The sequence below is a fragment of the Orlajensenia leifsoniae genome (assembly GCF_004570845.1).
Taxonomy (GTDB): Bacteria; Actinomycetota; Actinomycetes; order Actinomycetales; family Microbacteriaceae; genus Orlajensenia; species Orlajensenia leifsoniae.
This window is the reverse complement of sequence record NZ_SPQZ01000001.1, coordinates 454517-472864: the sequence shown is the minus strand read 5'-3', so window position 1 is coordinate 472864 and position 18348 is coordinate 454517. Positions and strand designations below refer to the sequence as shown.

Genomic DNA, 18348 nt, shown 5'->3' with positions numbered 1-18348 from the left:
CCGCACCCGCGCTGATGACGACTGAGACAGGGGCGACGGATGCCGCCGGCATCCGTCGCTCCGTCGCGGCCGTGTGGCGCATGGAGTCCGCCCGGATCGTCGCGACGCTCACCCGGGTGACCGGCGACTTCTCGCTGGCCGAGGACCTGGCCCAGGAGGCCCTCGCCGACGCCCTCGAGCAGTGGCCGCGCGATGGCATACCCCGCAACGCCGGCGCCTGGCTGACTGCAGTCGCCAAGCGCAAGGCCATCGACGGCTGGCGGCGGCGGGAACGCCTCGACGACCGCTACAGCGCCATCGCCCACGACCTCGAATCCCGGATCGATCCGGATGCCGCCCCCTGGGACCCCGACGACATCGACGACGACGTGCTCCGTCTCGTCTTCATCGCGTGCCACCCCGTGCTGGCCCGCGAGGCCCGCGTCGCGCTGACCCTGCGGGTGGTCGGCGGCCTCTCGAGCGAGGAGATCGCCCGGGCGTTCCTCGTGCCGACGGCGACAGTGCAGCAGCGCATCGTGCGGGCGAAGAAGAGTCTCGCCGCCGCGAAGGTTCAGTTCGAGGTGCCGTCGCGCGACGAATACGCCGCGCGGCTGGGCTCGGTGCTCGGCGTCATCTACCTCGTCTTCAACGAGGGCTACGCGGCCTCGAGCGGCACCGAGTGGATGCGCCCCGAGCTCAGCCAGGAGGCGCTGCGGCTCGGTCGCGTGCTCGCAGAGCTCGCTCCGCGTGAGCCCGAGGTGCACGGGCTGGTCGCGCTGATGGAGTTCCAGACGTCGCGGTTCCGGGCGCGGGTGACGGCGGAGGGCGAGCCGATCCTGCTGGGCGACCAGGATCGCAGTCGCTGGGATCGGGCGCAGATCATTCGCGGACGCACCGCTCTGGCGCGAGCGGATGCCGTCGGCAGGGGTCGTGGGGCCTACGCGCTGCAGGCGGCCATCGCCGAGTGCCACTCGGTCGCGCCGTCGACCGACGAGACCGACTGGGACCGCATCGTCGTGCTCTACGAGGTGCTCGGTCGGCTGGCTCCGTCGCCCATCGTCGACCTCAACCGCGCCGTCGCGGTGGCCATGGCCACGGGGCCGGCGACAGGCCTGCGCCTGGTCGACGAGATCGCGGCATCCGGAGCCCTGTCGGGAACCCATCTGCTGCCGAGCGTGCGCGGCGAACTGCTGGCGCGTCTCGGGCGCCTCGATGAGGCCCGCGTCGAGCTCAGCGAGGCCGCGCGGCTGACAGGCAACGAGCGGGAGCGCGGCGTTCTGCTCGGCAAGGTCGCGGCGCTCGGGCCCCCCGACGCCTGAGCGGGCCCGGTGAACGCAGAACGGGCCGCCCCGAAGGGCGACCCGTTCTGCTGTGTTCGAGTGCGAGAGCTAGTTGCGCGCGATCGCGAACATGCGCAGCAGCTCGGTGTACAGCCAGATGACCGTGACCATGATGCCGAAGGCGCCCGACCAGCCGTACTTGCGCGGTGCGCGGTTGCGCACGCCCTGCTGGATGGCGTCGAAGTCGAGCACCAGGGAGTACGCGGCCATGATGACGACGAGGATGCCGATGACGATGCCCCACGGGATGCTGGTTCCGGGGATGTCCTCGCCGCGCAGGCCGAACGGGTTTCCGTTGGCTCCGCCGAACATCATGATGAACAGATTGACCAGCGAGAACACCAGGTAGCCGACCATGGCGACGAGGAAGACCTTGGTGGCCTTCTTCGACGCGCGGATCTTGCCGCTGGCGAAGAGGGCGAGGGTCACGCCGACGACCACGAGGGTGGCGACGACGGCCTGCACGACGATGCCGGGGTAGATGGTCTCGAAGAGCAGCGAGAAGCCACCGATGAAGACACCCTGAGCAGCCGCGTACGCGAGGATCAGCGGAGCGGAGGGCTCGCGCTTGAAGATGTTGACCAGCGCCAGCACGAAGCCGACGAGGGCGGCGACGCCCCAGAGCCAGGGGATGGTGGGGTAGGTCATCCAGCCGATGGCAGCACCGGCGAGCAGGATGACGAAGCTCACGACGGACTTGACGATCGTGTCCTCGACGGTCATGCGGTCGGTCTCGACGGCATTGGCCGACGGCTGGTTGTAGTGTGCGGCCAGCTCTTCGGCGGTGGGGGTGGCGACGGCGACGCCGCCCTTCTCGCTGAACGCGGCGTTGCGACTGAATGCGGGGTTTGCCATGGTGGTCCTTCGCTCGAGGCGGGGGAAGTGGGGCGACTGGTGGTGTCGCTTCGTAGTCAAATCTACCGGGAAGATGCGCGGAATTCATGGGAATCCGCCCGGAGCGGAACTGTGGCGGCAGACCCGGCCTTCACGCTCGTTAGCCTGATGACATGACCGACCGTCCGCATCCGCTCGTCATCGGCCATCGCGGGGCCAGCGGCTACCGCCCCGAGCACACGGCATCGGCCTACCAGCTGGCCTTCGCCCTGGGAGCCGACGCCGTCGAGCCCGACATCGTCGCGACCCGCGACGGCGTGCTGGTGCTCCGCCATGAGAACGAGATCTCGGGCACGACCGACGTCGCGGCGCATCCGGAGTTCCACGCCAGGCGCACCACGAAGGAGATCGACGGGAAGAAGCTCACCGGCTGGTTCACCGAGGACTTCACGTGGGCGGAACTGGCCACCCTGCACGCGCGCGAGCGCATCCCGAAGGTGCGTCCGGGCAACGCCAGCTTCGACGACCGCTTCCCCCTGCTGCGTCTCACCGACCTCTTCACGCTGATCGAGGAGACGGATGCCGCAGACGGCCGCCTGCTCGGCATGGTCGCGGAGATCAAGCACGCGAGCTACTTCGCCGGTATCGGCCTGCCGCTGGACGAGTTGTTCGCGGCGGACCTCGCCGCAGCCGGCTGGGCCAGGAACGACGAGCGGCTCACCGTCGAGGCCTTCGAGATCACCGTGCTCGAGGAGTTGGCGCTCCGCGGGATCACGGCGCCTCGGATCTACCTGCTGGAGAAGGCCGGAGTCCCCTGGGACCTGCACCTCGGGGCCGGCGTCGATGCCCCCGGCTACGCCGACTTCATGACCGACACCGGGCTCCGCGAGCTGGAGGGGCGGGTCGACGGGATCAGCGTCGACAAGACCGTGCTGGTGGCGGAGCTCGCGGCATCCGACGTCCGTGCCGCACAGCAGGAGGCTCTCGAGGGTCACCTGCGGGGCGAACTGCGAGGGCGCGCACTCGTCGACGCAGCCCACGACCACGGCCTCACCGTGTTCACCTGGACGCTGCGGCCCGAGAACCGCTTCCTCTCCTCGACCTTCCAGCAGGGTCACGGCAAGGCCACTCACGGCGACTGGCTCGGGGAGTTCACCCTGGTGCTCGGCACCGGCGTCGACGGGATCTTCGTCGACCACCCGGACCTCGGGGTGGAGGCACGGGAGCGGTTCGCGCGCTGAGGGCTGTGCGCTTCGGCCGCGGCCTCCGTCCGGGCCTCTGCGAACGGGAGGGGCAGGGCTGCGCTGTCGGCGGCCGCGCCTACAATTGAGGTAGCCATGAGCACTCTCTTCGAACCCGACGCGCCCACCCCGATCATCGTCCACGACGCGCCGGGCGGGTCCGGCGGGGGCTCCAACCGCGGTGGCGGGCACGGTGTCGGCTCATCGGGACCGTCGAGTCGACTCACCGACGGACTGAACCCGCCGCAGCGCGAGGCCGTCGAGTACCGCGGGCCGGCCCTGCTCATCGTCGCCGGCGCCGGCTCCGGCAAGACCCGCGTGCTCACCCACCGCATCGCGGGCCTGATCGAGACGCGCGAGGCCTGGCCGAGCCAGATCCTCGCCATCACCTTCACCAACAAGGCCGCCGCCGAGATGCGCGAGCGCGTGTCGGCACTCCTCGGGCAGGCATCCGAGGGCATGTGGATCTCGACCTTCCACTCGGCCTGCGTGCGCATCCTCCGTCGCGAGTCCGAGAAGGCCGGCCTCACGTCGACCTTCACCATCTACGACTCGGCCGACAGCCGTACCGTGCTGAAGCGCATCATCAAGGCCCTCGACGCCGACACCCTCGGCTTCACTCCGGGCAACGCCGGCGCCCAGATCTCCAAGCTCAAGAACGAGCTGACGGATGTCGACGCCTACGCGCGCAACGCGAACATGAGCGACCCGAAGGAAGCGGTCTTCCTCGAGATCTTCCGGCAGTACACCCGCACGCTGCGTTCGGCGGGCGCCCTCGACTTCGACGACCTCATCGGCGAGACCGTCTACCTGTTCCGCGCCTTCCCCGAGACCGCTGCACTGTACCGCCGCCGGTTCCGCCACATCCTGGTCGACGAGTACCAGGACACCAACCACGCGCAGTACTCGCTCATCCGAGAGCTCACCCGGCCGGTCTCGCGCGAGCTCGTCGTCGAGATGGAGAACAAGGGCGTCCTGGTGCGCGGCCTGGAGGACGAGACCGGCATCATTCCCGGTGCATCGCTCACCGTCGTCGGCGACTCCGACCAGTCGATCTACGCGTTCCGCGGCGCCGACATCCGCAACATCACCGAGTTCGAGCGCGACTTCCCGGGCGCCCGAGTGGTTCTGCTCGAACAGAACTACAGGTCGACCCAGAACATCCTGAGCGCGGCGAACGCGGTCATCTCGAACAACTTCGACCGCAAAGCGAAGAACCTGTTCACGACCGTGGGCGACGGCGACAAGATCACCGGCTACACCGGCTATTCGGGGCACGACGAGGCGCAGTTCGTCGCCGATGAGATCGAGGCGCTGCACCGCAAGGGCATGGCCTACCGCGACATCGCGGTGTTCTACCGCACCAACGCCCAGACCCGTGCGCTGGAGGAGATCTTCGTGCGCTCGGCGCTGCCGTACAGGGTGGTCGGCGGCACCAAGTTCTACGAGCGCGCCGAGATCAAGGATGCGATGGCCTACCTCATCGCCGTCGCCAACCCGCTCGACGAACTCGCCATCCGCCGCATCCTGAACACGCCGAAGCGCGGCATCGGACCTGCGACCGAGACGCAGCTCGCCCAGTTCGCCGAGACCAATGAGCTGAGCTTCCGCGCCGCGATGCGCGAGGCCGGGTCGCTCGGACTCGGCCCGAAGGTCACCAACGCCATCCTGCAGCTCGCTGCGGTTCTCGACCAAGCCGCAGCCATGCTCGTGCCCGTGCAGGTCGACGGCGCAGACCAGACTCCGAGCGACGACCCGAATGCCGAGACGGATGCCCGTGGCGGCGTCGGCGCAGCCAAGGTGTCCGAGGTGCTCACCTTCCTCATGACCGAGAGCGGGCTGCTCGAGGCCCTGCGTCGCAGCCGCGACCCGCAGGACGAGACCCGCGCCGAGAACGTCGAGGAGCTCGTCGCCCAGACCAAGGACTTCGAGAAGGAGAACCCGGGCTCCGGCCTGGTCGACTTCCTGACGCAGGTGTCGCTGGTCGCGGCCGCCGACGACCTCGACGACTCGTCGGGAACCGTCTCGCTCATGACGCTGCACACCGCGAAGGGCCTCGAGTACGACGCAGTCTTCCTCACCGGCATCGAGGAGGACCTGCTGCCGCACAAGATGAGCGCCAACGAGCCGGGCGGTCCGGCGGAGGAGCGCCGCCTGTTCTACGTCGGCATCACCCGTGCACGCCAGCGCCTCTACCTCTCGCTCGCGATGACGCGCTCGCAGTTCGGTGACACCTCCGTGGCCATGCCGAGCCGCTACCTGCAGGAGATCCCGGCCGACCTCATCGACTGGCGCCAGTCGCCGGGCATGGCGAACTCGCGCGGGGGAACCCAACCTCGGGCGCTCAACGCCCGTCGCGACGGACGCGGCCCCGGGCAGTACGGCTACAGCTCCGACCCGACGTTGCCCCCTGCTCCGCGGCCGAAGACCGAGTGGCCGAACGCCATCGGAGCGCAGGTGCGCGACAACGGCGACCTCGAACTCGCGGCCGGCGACCGCATCCGCCACACCAACTTCGGCGAGGGCCGGGTGTCTCAGGTGACGGGCGAGGGCACCAAGCGCGTCGCTCACGTGCAGTTCGACACCGCAGGAGCGAAGAAGCTGCTGATCAAGATCGCGCCCATCGAGAAGCTGTAAGGGTGTCCGGGGCAGTGCTGCCGCCGTCCGGCGACGGTGACCGAGCCGGTGATCCGGGTCGGCCCGTCGGGCTGATCGAGCGGCTCAAGGGGCTGCGGTCCCTCGACATCGAGGTGGCCACGCGTGCCGCGATCGCTGCGGCGGTGCCGCTCCTGATCCTGGTGGCGCTCGGCCGCGTCGACTGGGCGCCCTATGCCTCGTTCGGAGCGATGGCCGCCCTCTACGGACGCAGCGAACCCTACGAGACGCGCTGGCGCAGCGTCTCGACGGCTGCTGTCGGCATGGTCGTCAGCGTCGGGCTCGGCATCCTCGTCGCAGTCGCGGGGGCGCCGCTCGGCCTCGTGGCAGCCGTTCTCGGTCTCGTCATCGTCGGCGGGGTGCTGCTGACGGTGACTCTCGGCCTGTTCCCGCCGACACCGCTGTTCTTCGTCTTCGGCTTCCTCATCTGCGCCGAGATACCGACGACGGCCGACGAGATCGGCATCCGGATGGTCATCACCATCGCCGCTGCCGGCTTCGCCGTGCTGCTGAGCCTGTCCGGCTGGGTGCTGCGCCGCGCGGCGGGCGGCAGGGAGGGACGGTACTTCAGCTCGCTCGGCCGGCTGCCGACGCCCAGGCCACGCGCCTATCGGGACGCGGCCGTGTGGATCAACATCGCTCAACTGGTTCTCGGCTCGGCCGTCGCCGGGAGCATCGCCCTGCTAGCCGGCGTCGGCCACCCCACCTGGGCCGTCGTCAGCGTCGTCGCCGTGGTGCCGCCGCCGCGTGCGCCGCACTCGGCCTCCAGGTCGGTCCACCGCATCATCGGAACGGTGATCGGCGTCGGTGTCTCGGCCGCTGTGCTGCTGCCCGACCCTCCGGCCGTGGTCATCGTGCTCGTCATCGCTGTCTGCCAGTTCGCCGCGGAGATCCTGGTCGGCCGCAACTACGGTGCGGCCCTCGTGTTCGTCACACCCCTCGCCCTGTCGATCTCGCACCTCGCGTCCACGGCACCGGTGCCCGGGCTGCTGCTCGATCGCGTCATCGCCACGACGCTCGGTGCGACTGTCGGTCTGCTCGCCGTGCTCACCGCGCGCTTCGCCACCCGCCGTTCGGACCCCGCCGCGGGCTGAGGCCGCTCTCCCGCGCCCGCTCTCCCGCGCTACGGGCGCCCGGGCTGCCGCTCGGGCAGGCCCGCGAGCCTGCCGAGCGCTCGGCGATAGGACGGCGTGCGTGGATACCAGCTGTGGGCATCGACCGCGCCGACGTAGCCGCTGGCGTCGACCTCCTCCGCGTACACGTCGCGGTCGTTCGGAGTGGTCGACCAGGACGGGAAGCCGAGGAAGTCCGTGGCCCGCCAGAGGCTGATCCAGTCTGCGGCCGGCACCACCCCGGGCGACGGTCGGTCGGAGACGTTCGCCGCAGCCGCGGCCTTCTGCTCGGCGATGACGTGCTCCCGATCGGCGGCCCAGGGATCTCGTGCGCGCAGCCGGGGCGCCCGGCACGGCTCGCCGCCGATGACCTCGGGTCCCAGGATCTCCGGCCAGAACCGCCCGAAGTACGGGCGCAGCTGTATGCCGAAGGTGAGCAGGGACACCCGACCCTGGTAGTCGCTCAGCCACTTCGGATGCGTCGCGAGCGCGAACAGCGACGAGACGGCGACGACGCCGCCCATGCTGTGCGCCGTCACGATCGCCGTGCGTTCCTGGCCCTTCACCCGCGGCAGGTCGAGCCACCAGCTGAGTCGGCGTGCCACCTCCGGAACCGCGCGCTCGGTGTAGCAGGGCGCGCCGAGGGGGTGCCCTGCCCGGGGCAGGAAGCAGGCGAGGTCCCAGACGAGCCCGAGTGGCCGCACCACCTTCGAGCCGCCGAAGACCAGTCCGCCGACGACGGCGAGCCCGACCGCGCCCCAGACGATGAGCGAGAAGTCCATCCATCGTGCTGCGAGAACGGATGCCGTCGCGAAGGGTTCCGGCGCCAGCAACTGCGTCACGAAGCGCTGGTCGAGCGAGGAGAACGCCGTGATCACGGTGACGACCGTCGCGGCCATGCCGGCCAGGCAGAGCGCACCGAGGATGGGTTCGACGAGGTGGTAGCGAGCCGCTGACGCGCGCTTGCGGCTGACCTCTCGGGCCAACAGCGCGCGCAGGTCGCCGCGCGGGCTGCCATCGGCCACCGGCGGCTCCTTCGAGGCGTCGTCCCAGAACGCGTCGATACGCGGCAGCACGTCGCGCCGACGGATGAGTTGGATCGCCACGATGAGCAGGGCCACGATGAGGAAGGCGAGGAGTACGCCCAGGTACCAGGGATAGAAGGCGCCGAGACGGAGCGACGGATCGCCGGGCACGCAGCCGGTCCCCGTGCAGGAGGCGTACGCCGTGGCGAGCTTGCGACCGCCGCCGAGGGCGCTGGCCGGCTTGTCGCCGTTCAGCCAGTCGCCCATCACCACGTTGACGATGCAGGAGAGGGCCAGGCCGATGACCAGGCCCATCGTCATGAAGACGGCCGGTGCCATCCCGCCCCACGCCCGGTGGATGCGGTCGGGCGCCGGGAAGAAGAGGGTGGCCGTCACCAGAAGCACCGCCAGGAGCACCGTCGAGACCAGCACCCAGTTGAAGGCTATGCGCATGGCGTAGCCGTTGATGTCGAGACCGGGGAACAGCGATAGTGCTCCCGTCGCCACGGCCAGCACGAGAAAAGCGGCCGTGAGCGTGAGCGTCGGCAGGGGAGTGCGCTCCTCGAGCCGCTCGAACGGCATGGTGTCGGTTCGGTAGGCGAGCACGACGGCCGTCACCATCACGACGGTGGCGGCGATGCAGACGCCGACGCCCCACCCCGGGCGGCTGCTGCTCGCGAGTGCGAGTCCGCACAACAGCGCGGTCATGGCGATGCCCGTCGCGAGGTGCATGGAGGTGAGGCGGGAGATCTCGGTGCGCGACTGCCAGAACTGCGGCTGGGCGAGCAGCACCGGTTCCTCGGTCGCCGGCGTGCCCTTGATGATGCGTCCTGCCACGTTGTAGCGCAGGCGCGCCAGCGTCGAGGTGGCGAAGATGGCGAACAGGACCGCCACCGGCACGATCGAGAAGAATGCGATCCTCCGCCCGGTCGACCAGCGTGCGAAGCCCTCGAAAGCCTCGGGGAGCGCCGTGCAGGTGAGACGGCGCCCGCCGTAGCACTGCACGGCGATGAGGTCGAGGGCGATCGACGCGAACGAGAGGATCAGCAGGGTCGTGAGCACGACGCAGAACACCCGGATGAGCCCGGACTGGAAACGGATGCGGGTACCGGATCGCGGCAGGTTCCAGCTCCAGATCGCGGCATTGGCGATGCTGAACGGCAGTACGGCCGTCCAGCAGGCGCGGCCGATGGCGGCGACGATCGCGCCGCCGACGCCGGTCTCCGGCGACACCGTGCGCACCATGCCGCCCCACGAGTACGCCTCGCGATGGATGCCTTCCGGGACGCTGCCGCGGGGTGACTCCACGGCATCGACGACCCCTCGACTGCCCTCACCGAGCTCCTGCTGGGCCCGGCCCTTGTCGAGTGATTCGGCCGTCGGATGCCAGAAGCTGCCGAGCTTGTCTCCCATGGCGAACTCGACCTCGTCGGGCGGCAGGTCGAGGAGTTCGTGGGGCGGCATGTTGTTCACCCCGTGGATGCGCAGTTCGAGGACCGGTTCGCCGCCGCTCGCGTTCGTCGCCATGATGAGCCGCCTTTCGCACGTGGATGCTCGTGACGGTACTGCGCGGCAGCGCCACGCGACAGAGGGTCAGCCCCGAAGCCGCGCGATCAGCGCCATGGCGTCGAACGGCGCCCGCACCTTGATGTCGTTGTCGAAGTAGAGGTGCACGTCGCGTCCGGCCGAGAGGTGGGCACGACACCACGCCTCCCACGTGTCGAGCGCGGCCTCGTCGTATCCGCTCTCGTAGAGCACCTCGTCACCGTGCAGCCTGGCGTAGGCGAAGTCGGCCGTGACCTCGTCGATGACCGGCCACTTCCCGGCGGTGTCCGCCGTGACGGATGCCACGCCGTGACGTCGCAGGAGGGTGGGCCACGCATCCGTCTCGAAGGAGGGATGGCGTACCTCGACGGCGTGGCGCACCGCCCGGTGCTCAGCGACCTCGAAGGCGCTGCGTCCGTCGAGCCGCTCGTCATGAGCTGCGGCCAGTCTCGCCGTATCGGTCGTCGTGTGCGGCAGGAGCCGGAGGAAGGCGTCCAGGAGGCCCTCGTCGAACTCGAGGGTGGGCGGCAGCTGCCAGAGCACGGGACCCAACTTCCGGCCGAGGGTGAGCAGGCCCGAGGCGAAGAAGTTGGCGAGCGGCGTCTCCACGTCGTTCAGACGCCGGATGTGGGTGACGAAACGTGGGCCCTTCACCGCGAACAGGAAGTCATCGGGTGTCTCGTCGCGCCACCGCGCCCAACTCGACGGCCGCTGCAGCGAGTAGAAGGATCCGTTGATCTCGATCGACGTCACCCGGCGGGACGCGTAGGCGAGCTCCGCCCTCTGGATGGTGCCCTTGGGGTAGAACACGCCGCGCCAGGGCGAGTACACCCAGCCGGAGATCCCGATGCGCGCCGTGGCCGAGTCCATGCCTGCCATGGAAGCATCGCGACGGCGGGGAAGCCAGCCCGGTCTGGAGCGTTCTGGCCACCCGATCAGGAGGGGTAGGCTTTCAGATGGCCCGAAACTGTCTTGATGTCGAGGTAATCGCGCGGACTCGGGTCACGGAACACATCCCCTGAAAAGCCAGCGCCGCGCGCTCAATGCGGATTGGAAGTCACGCACGTGGATCTTTACGAGTACCAGGCCAGAGACCTGTTCGAACAGTACGGTGTCCCGGTTCTTCCGGGCATCGTCGCGGACACCGCCGACGAGGTGCGGGCCGCGGCCGAGAAGCTGGGCGGCGTCGTCGTCGTCAAGGCGCAGGTCAAGGTCGGAGGCCGCGGCAAGGCCGGCGGCGTCAAGGTCGCCAAGAACCCCGATGAGGCCTACGAGGCCGCTCAGGCCATCCTCGGCCTCGACATCAAGGGCCACGTCGTCAATCGCGTCATGGTCGCCGGTGGTGCACGCATCGCTCAGGAGTACTACTTCTCCGTGCTGCTCGACCGGGCCAACCGCTCCTACCTCTCGCTCACGAGCTTCGAGGGCGGCATGGAGATCGAGATCCTCGCCGTCGAGAAGCCCGAGGCGCTCGCACGCATCGAGGTGAACCCCGGAACGGGCCTCGACCTCGAGACCGCCAAGGAGATCGCCGTCGCCGCGAAGTTCCCGGCCGAGCTGGTCGACAAGGTCGCACCCGTCTTCGTGAAGCTCTACGAGGTGTACACCGGCGAGGACGCCACCCTCGTCGAGGTGAACCCGCTCGTGCTCACCGAGGACGGCGACATCATCGCGCTCGACGGCAAGGTCACGCTCGACGAGAACGCCGACTTCCGTCACCCGAACCACGCCGAGCTCGAGGATGCCGCTGCCGCTGACCCGCTCGAAGCGAAGGCCAAGGAGTCCGACCTCAACTACGTCAAGCTCGACGGCCAGGTCGGAGTCATCGGAAACGGTGCCGGGCTCGTCATGTCGACGCTCGACGTCGTCGCCTACGCCGGCGAGAACCACGGCGGAGTGAAGCCCGCCAACTTCCTCGACATCGGTGGTGGAGCATCCGCCGCCGTCATGGCAGCCGGTCTCGACGTCATCCTCGGCGACGAGCAGGTCAAGAGCGTCTTCGTGAACGTCTTCGGCGGCATCACCGCCTGCGACGCGGTGGCCAACGGCATCGTCGGAGCCCTCGAGACCCTCGGCGAGCACGCCAACAAGCCGCTCGTCGTGCGCCTCGACGGCAACAACGTCGAAGAGGGTCGCCGCATCCTCACCGACTACAACCACCCGCTCGTCACCCTCGCCGCCACCATGGACGAGGGCGCCGACAAGGCCGCCGAGCTCGCGAACGCCGCCGCGTAGGCCACGGACAAGGACAGGATTCAAAGACATGTCGATCTTCCTCAACAAGGACTCCAAGGTCATCGTCCAGGGCATCACCGGCGGTGAGGGCACCAAGCACACCGCCCTCATGCTGAAGGCCGGTACCCAGGTCGTCGGCGGCGTGAACGCCCGCAAGGCCGGAACCACCGTCACGCACGGCGACGTCGAGCTGCCCGTGTTCGGAACAGTCGCCGAGGCCGTCGCCACCACGGGTGCCGACGTCTCGATCGCCTTCGTTCCTCCGGCGTTCACCAAGGACGCCGTGATCGAGGCCATCGACGCCGAGATCCCCCTGCTGGTCATCATCACCGAGGGCGTTCCCGTGCAGGACTCGGCCGAGTTCTGGGCCTACGCCCAGGCCAAGGGCAACAAGACCCGCATCATCGGCCCGAACTGCCCCGGCATCATCACGCCGGGTGAGTCGCTCGTCGGCATCACGCCCGCGACGATCACCGGCAAGGGCCCCATCGGCCTCGTGTCCAAGTCGGGCACGCTGACCTACCAGATGATGTACGAGCTGCGCGATCTCGGCTTCTCGACCGCCATCGGCATCGGCGGAGACCCGATCATCGGAACGACGCACATCGACGCTCTCGCGGCGTTCGAGGCCGACCCCGAGACCAAGGCCATCGTCATGATCGGCGAGATCGGCGGCGACGCCGAGGAGCGGGCAGCCGACTTCATCAAGGCCAACGTCACGAAGCCCGTCGTGGGCTACGTCGCCGGCTTCACGGCTCCGGAGGGCAAGACCATGGGCCACGCCGGCGCCATCGTGTCGGGCTCGGCGGGAACCGCGCAGGCGAAGCAGGAGGCCCTCGAGGCCGCCGGCGTCAAGGTCGGCAAGACGCCCAGCGAGACTGCCCGCCTCATGCGCGAGGTGCTCGCCGCACTGTAGGACGACCAGGACGAAAAGCGGGGCTCACCGGGACGGTGGGCCCCGCTGTCGTTGCGGCAGCATCATTCGGAGCCGTTTGCACCACAACCCTGTGCCGCGGCGTGCCATGGCGATACTGTGGCCCCAACACGTGAAGAGAGGTTGGGCTCATGGCGCGGTTGTCGAATGCAGAGCTGCAGCGGCAGCTCGAACTGCTCGCAGCGGAGAACGCGGAGCTTCGTCTGAAGCAGGGCGAGGCGGATGGCGCTCTCGACGTCGAGTCGGAGGAGCTCAGGCTGCAGCAGGAGGAGACCGCGTCGGCCCTGGCCCTGGAGGCCGAGGAGCAGCGACGGGAGCAGGCCGAGGCTGCAGCGGCACTCGCTGCCGAGAACGCCGCGCTGCGTGCCGAGCTCGAGGCCGCCCGGAGCGCAGCCGAGACCGTGCCGATCACCCCGCTGGACGACACGTCCCCGCCGCCCGCGCGCACTCGGCGTCCGCGCACGAGCCGTTGGTGGGCGGTGCTGTCGGCGTTCCTCATCGTGATCGGGCTGATCCTCGCCCCGACCGCTGTCATCGCGAGCTGGGCGAAGAACCAGCTCTCGAGCACGGAGACCTTCGTGGCCACGTTCGCCCCGCTCGCGGACGACCCGGCCGTCCAGGAACTGGTCACGGACCAGGTCGTACTCGCCATCAACGAGAAGGTCGACGTCGAAGGGCTCACCGATTCGCTTTTCGATGGCGTACAGGAGCTCGGCCTGGGCCCGAAGGCCTCCGCCGCGCTCGATCTCCTGCGGGCTCCGGCCGCCGCCGGCGTCCAGTCGCTCATCCAGGACGCCGTGACGAGGTTCGTCGAATCCGATGCCTTCTCCGCCATCTGGACCCAGGCCCTGACCGTCACTCACACTCAGGTGCTCGCCACCCTGAACGGCGACGAGAACGCAGCCATCGGCATCGACGCCCAAGGCCAGATCGGCGTGCAACTGGCCCCGATCATCGAGGAGGTCAAGAAGGTCCTGGTGAACAAGGGCATCGGGTTCGCCGCGCAGATCCCGACGATCGACAAGACCATCGTGATCGCCCAGTCGGATCAGGCCGTCCTCGCTCAGTCGCTCTACGGCGTCGCCGTGGGCGTCGGGATCTGGCTGCCCTGGGTCGCGATCGCCTTCCTGATCGCCGGCGTCATCGTCGCGCGTCGTCGCATCGTCGCCCTGCTCGGCGCCAGCATCGGCCTGGCCGTGGTGATGATCCTGCTCGCCGCCGGCCTCGGCGTCGGGCGCATCGTCACCATCGCCAACCTCGCGCCTGCGATCATGTCCGCCTCCGCCGCCGGCGTCATCTACGACCAGGTGCTGACGTTCATCTCGGCGACGATCACAGCGGTGACGGTGCTCGCGGTGACCGTGGCCGTTGTCGGCTGGCTGGCGTCCTCCTACCGCCCTGCGGTGAAGCTGCGCGCGCTCTTCCTGGGTTGGGTCGCCTGGGTGCGCACCGCCGGAGAGGAACGCGGGGTGACCACCGGTCGCTTCGGCCAGTGGCTCTACCGGCAGCGCGTCGTCGTCCGAGTGCTGATCGCCGTGATCGCGGCCGCCGTCGTGCTGTTCGTGCGGCCGCTCTCGCCGGCACTGATCATCTGGACGGCCGTCATCGCCATCGTCCTGCTCGGCATCAGCGAGCTTCTCCAGCGCCCTGTCGTGACAGTGCCCGAGGAGGCTGACGAAGACACCCCGGTCGTCGTCGCCTGAGGGCGGGCATCCGGCAGGTAGAGTCCCTGACGGATGAACCGCATAACGACTGCTCTGATCGCCGCTCTCGAGGCGCTCGTCGTCGTCGCCGTCGGGATCGGCATTCCGCTCGTCCCGCTCACGATCCTGTGGGCCACGACCCTCCGCATGGCGTCGGACTGGCTTCCGTTCTGGCGTGGCTCGGTCGATCTCTGGCTCGTCGGGCACGGGGTCGACCTCACAGTCCGTCTGCCCGAGGCCGTGGCCGTGACCACAGGGCTGCCGGATGCCGCCCAGCCGTTCACGATCTCCATCGCCCTGCTCGGCTTCGCCCTCATCACGGTGCTGAGCGGGCTCCGTGTCGGTCGGCGCGCCGTGATCAGCGGGGACCGGATGCTCGGGGTCGTCGTCGCCGCCGTCACCTTCGCCGTGCTCACTGCCCTCCTGGTCCTCACCGCCACCGCAGCCGTCGCGAGGCCCGCGCCCGTTCAGGCCTTCGTGCTCCCGACCCTGATCTACGTCACCGCGATGCTGGCTGCGTCCGAGTGGGAGTCGCAGCGCGGCCCCGTCGGGCGGCGTGATGCCACGGCGGTCCGGCTGCGGGCGGCGGTCATGCAGTGGCCGACGATGGTGCGTACCGGCATCGACGCAGCGGTCCGTGGAGCAACCGTCGCCGTCGCCGGCATCATCGGTATCTCCGCCGTCGTCGTCGCCGTGATGCTCGTGACCCACTACGCCACGATCACGGCGCTCTACGAGAGCCTGCAGGCCGGCATCCTGGGCGGCGTCGCCATCACGCTGCTGCAGCTGGCGCTCCTTCCCAACCTGGTGATCTGGGCCGCCGCGTGGCTGATCGGTCCCGGCTTCCTCATCGGCACCGGCACGAGCGTCGCCCCGGGCGGGACCGTGCTCGGTGCCGTGCCCGGGCTTCCGGTGCTCGGCGCGCTCCCGCAGGGCGAGCCCGCGATCGGCGTGCTCGGTGTGCTCGTGCCGATCGCCTTCGGAGTGCTGGCCGGGTGGCTCGCCCACCGGCGGCTGCCGTCCTCGGCGACGAGTCTCCACCTGGCGGGCGTCGGAGCGGGCATCGGCATCCTGGCCGGGCTCGCCCTCGGGCTGCTCGCCTGGTGGTCGGGTGGGGCGATCGGGCCAGGTCGACTCGCCGCTGTCGGCCCCGACCCGTGGCTGGTCGGCCTTCTCGCTGCCGCCGAGATCGCGGTTCCCGCCGTGCTCGCCATGCTGGCTGCCGGCTGGCGGGGCTCCGCCGACGAGCGGGCCGTCGCCGAGCTGCGTTCGGACGAGCCGGTGCGCGACTGAGTCGTGCGCCATTGAGCCGCACCTGAGCAGGGCCCGGGCGGTGCGCGCTTGAGCATGGCCGCCCGCGTCGGGGGCGCATCCGCTGCTCCGATCGTGGACACGTCTCGGTGCGCGGTTGAGCATGGCCGCCCGCGTCGGGGGCGCATCCGCTGCTCCGGTAGGCTCGTGGACGTGCTTTCGCTCGTGGTCCTGATCTCCGGAGGGGGGTCGAACCTCCGCGCCCTGCTCGAGGCGTCGCAGGATGCCGAGTTCCCCGCCCGGGTGGTGGCGATCGGCGCCGACCGCGATGCCGTCGGGCTCTCGCTGGGCGAGGAGTACGGCATCCCGACCTTCACGGTCGCCTACCCCGCCTACCCCGATCGCGAGACCTGGGGTGATGCCCTGCTCGAGCAGATCCGGGCCTGGGGCCCCGACCTCGTCGTCCTGAGCGGCATGATGCGGCTGCTGCCACCGCGCGTCGTCGCCGCGCTCTCGCCGAACCTCATCAACACGCACCCCGCCTACCTGCCGGAGTTCCCGGGCGCGCACGGAGTGCGTGACGCGCTCGCCGCCGGCGCCTCCGAGACCGGAGCCAGTCTCATCGTCGTCGACAACAGCGTCGACGGCGGACCGATCATCGCGCAGGAGCGGGTGCCGATCCACGTCGGCGACACCGAGTCGTCGCTGCACGATCGCATCAAGCCCGTCGAGCGCCGCCTCCTCATCGAGGCCGTTCTCGACATCGCCAACGGACACGTCGATTTGAAGGAACTCTCCCGATCATGAGCGGCCCCAGCCACGACCCCAGCCTCTACCGCGACCGCGATGTCGTTCCCATCCGTCGCGCCCTCATCTCCGTGAGCGACAAGACCGGGCTCCTCGAGCTCGCGGGCGCCCTCTCGGCATCCGGGGTCGAGATCGTCTCCACCGGGTCGACGGCGTCGACCATCCGGGATGCCGGCTTCGCGGTGACGGATGTCGCCAGTGTGACGGGTTTCGCCGAGGCCCTCGACGGCCGCGTCAAGACTCTGCACCCCGCCGTGCACGCCGGCCTCCTCGCCGACCTCCGGCTGGAGTCGCACGAGGCGCAGCTGCTCGAGCTCGGCATCGCGCCGTTCGAGCTGGTCGTGGTGAACCTGTACCCGTTCGTGCAGACCGTTGCATCGGGTGCCCCGGCGTCCGACATCGTCGAGCAGATCGACATCGGCGGGCCCGCCATGGTGCGTGCCTCGGCGAAGAACCACGCGAACGTCGCGATCGTCGTCGACCCGGCACGCTACCCGCAGGTCGTCGCCGCCCTCGAGGCCGGGGGAACCACCCTCGCCCAGCGTCAGGCTCTCGGAGCAGAGGCCTTCCGCCACACGGCGAGCTACGACGTCAACGTCGCCTCCTGGATCGGCAACGTCGTCGCGCCCGACGACGACGGCACGGGTTTCCCGGGCTGGCTCGGCGGCACCTGGACGCGTCAGCAGTCGCTGCGCTACGGCGAGAACTCGCACCAGTCGGCGGCGCTGTACGCCAACCGCGAGGGCGGCGGCATCGCCCAGTCGCGCCAGCTGCACGGCAAGGAGATGTCGTACAACAACTACGTCGACGCCGACGCCGCGCTGCGAGCGGCCTTCGACTTCACCGAGCCTGCCGTGGCCATCATCAAGCACGCGAACCCCTGCGGCATCGCCGTGGCTGCTCCGGATGCCGCTGACGCCATCGCCTCGGCCCACGAACGCGCCCACGCCTGCGACCCCGTGTCGGCCTTCGGCGGCGTGATCGCCGCCAACCGCGTCGTGACCCGGGCCATGGCCGAGACCGTAGCCGGCATCTTCACCGAGGTGCTCATCGCGCCGGGCTTCGAGCCGGAGGCGCTCGAACTGCTGACGGCGAAGAAGAACATCCGCCTGCTCGAGCTCCCCGCCGACTACACGCGCAGCGGGATCGAGCTGCGCCAGATCTCGGGAGGACTGCTGCTGCAGCAGGCCGACACGCACTTCGCCCCGTTCGAGGAGTGGACCCTCGCCGCCGGTGAGCCCGTCGACGACGCCACCCGCGCCGACCTCGAGTTCGCGTGGCGTGCCTGCCGGGCCGTCAAGTCGAACGCCATCCTGCTCGCAGCGGGAGGGGCATCCGTCGGCGTCGGCATGGGGCAGGTCAACCGCGTCGACTCCTGCCAGCTCGCCGTGACCCGTGCCGGTGACCGCGCAGCCGGATCCGTGGCTGCCTCCGACGCGTTCTTCCCGTTCGCCGACGGCGCCCAGATCCTGATCGACGCCGGTGTCACGGCCATCGTGCAGCCCGGGGGCAGCATCCGCGACGACGAGGTCATCGCCGCGGCGACGGCCGCCGGCGTCACCATGTACTTCACCGGAGAGCGCCACTTCTTCCACTGACGGACTCGTCGTCCTCCTCGCCCGAGGGCGGCCCCGCGCGTATCCTTGAGAGCGGCACACACCCCGTGCCGCTCACCCTGCCCACGAAG

The 18348-nt window shown here is 69.7% G+C and carries 13 protein-coding genes; 10 read left to right on the top strand and 3 right to left on the bottom strand.

Annotated elements, in window-relative coordinates; all coding sequences use genetic code 11:
• Positions 1-14: 14 nt before the first annotated feature.
• On the top strand, positions 15-1298 hold the full coding sequence (locus E4M00_RS02290; RefSeq protein ID WP_135118919.1) for an RNA polymerase sigma factor: 1284 nt from the start codon (positions 15-17) through the stop codon (positions 1296-1298).
• A gap of 69 nt (positions 1299-1367) precedes the next feature.
• Here E4M00_RS02290 and E4M00_RS02285 read toward each other — a convergent pair whose 3' ends face one another.
• Positions 1368-2174 (bottom strand): Bax inhibitor-1/YccA family protein, encoded by an 807-nt coding sequence (locus E4M00_RS02285; RefSeq protein WP_135118918.1) that lies wholly within the window; start codon positions 2172-2174, stop codon positions 1368-1370.
• A 152-nt stretch (positions 2175-2326) separates the two neighbouring features.
• On the opposite strand from E4M00_RS02285, the gene E4M00_RS02280 reads away from it, so the two are divergent.
• The 3 genes from E4M00_RS02280 to E4M00_RS02270 all read left to right on the top strand — a co-directional run bounded on the left by E4M00_RS02280 (position 2327) and on the right by E4M00_RS02270 (position 7143).
• Positions 2327-3394: a glycerophosphodiester phosphodiesterase family protein gene (locus E4M00_RS02280; RefSeq protein WP_135118917.1), complete on the top strand. Its 1068-nt coding sequence runs from the start codon at positions 2327-2329 to the stop codon at positions 3392-3394.
• A 96-nt stretch (positions 3395-3490) separates the two neighbouring features.
• The gene (locus E4M00_RS02275) at positions 3491-6031 is read left to right on the top strand and encodes an ATP-dependent helicase (protein WP_135118916.1); all 2541 of its coding nucleotides are present in this window, start codon (positions 3491-3493) and stop codon (positions 6029-6031) included.
• Between the two features lie 2 nt (positions 6032-6033).
• The gene (locus tag E4M00_RS02270; RefSeq protein WP_240036788.1) at positions 6034-7143 is read left to right on the top strand and encodes an FUSC family protein; all 1110 of its coding nucleotides are present in this window, start codon (positions 6034-6036) and stop codon (positions 7141-7143) included.
• A gap of 29 nt (positions 7144-7172) precedes the next feature.
• On the opposite strand, the gene E4M00_RS02265 is transcribed toward E4M00_RS02270, so the two are convergent.
• Both E4M00_RS02265 and E4M00_RS02260 read right to left on the bottom strand, forming a co-directional pair.
• Complete coding sequence (locus E4M00_RS02265) at positions 7173-9713, bottom strand: large conductance mechanosensitive channel protein MscL (protein WP_135118915.1); 2541 nt, start codon at positions 9711-9713, stop codon at positions 7173-7175.
• 66 nt (positions 9714-9779) lie between these two features.
• The gene (locus E4M00_RS02260) at positions 9780-10610 is read right to left on the bottom strand and encodes a DUF72 domain-containing protein (RefSeq protein ID WP_240036787.1); all 831 of its coding nucleotides are present in this window, start codon (positions 10608-10610) and stop codon (positions 9780-9782) included.
• Positions 10611-10796: 186 nt separating this feature from the next.
• Between E4M00_RS02260 and sucC the strand changes: the two genes are divergently transcribed.
• The 6 genes from sucC to purH all read left to right on the top strand — a co-directional run bounded on the left by sucC (position 10797) and on the right by purH (position 18259).
• The gene (gene sucC, locus E4M00_RS02255; protein ID WP_135118914.1) at positions 10797-11966 is read left to right on the top strand and encodes an ADP-forming succinate--CoA ligase subunit beta; all 1170 of its coding nucleotides are present in this window, start codon (positions 10797-10799) and stop codon (positions 11964-11966) included.
• Between the two features lie 28 nt (positions 11967-11994).
• Positions 11995-12882 (top strand): succinate--CoA ligase subunit alpha, encoded by an 888-nt coding sequence (gene sucD, locus E4M00_RS02250; protein ID WP_055911400.1) that lies wholly within the window; start codon positions 11995-11997, stop codon positions 12880-12882.
• 149 nt (positions 12883-13031) lie between these two features.
• Entirely contained in the window at positions 13032-14603 is a 1572-nt protein-coding gene (locus E4M00_RS02245; protein ID WP_240036785.1) for a hypothetical protein, read from the top strand.
• Positions 14604-14636: 33 nt separating this feature from the next.
• A complete protein-coding gene (locus tag E4M00_RS02240; RefSeq protein WP_135118913.1) occupies positions 14637-15896 on the top strand; it encodes a cell division protein PerM in 1260 nt (419 codons plus the stop codon).
• Positions 15897-16067: 171 nt separating this feature from the next.
• Positions 16068-16661 carry a phosphoribosylglycinamide formyltransferase gene (purN, locus tag E4M00_RS02235; protein WP_056167776.1) on the top strand — a complete coding sequence of 198 codons (594 nt, stop codon included), beginning with the start codon at positions 16068-16070 and terminating at the stop codon, positions 16659-16661.
• Complete coding sequence (purH, locus tag E4M00_RS02230) at positions 16658-18259, top strand: bifunctional phosphoribosylaminoimidazolecarboxamide formyltransferase/IMP cyclohydrolase (RefSeq protein ID WP_135118912.1); 1602 nt, start codon at positions 16658-16660, stop codon at positions 18257-18259. Before purN ends, purH begins: the two co-directional genes overlap by 4 nt.
• Positions 18260-18348: the final 89 nt, after the last annotated feature.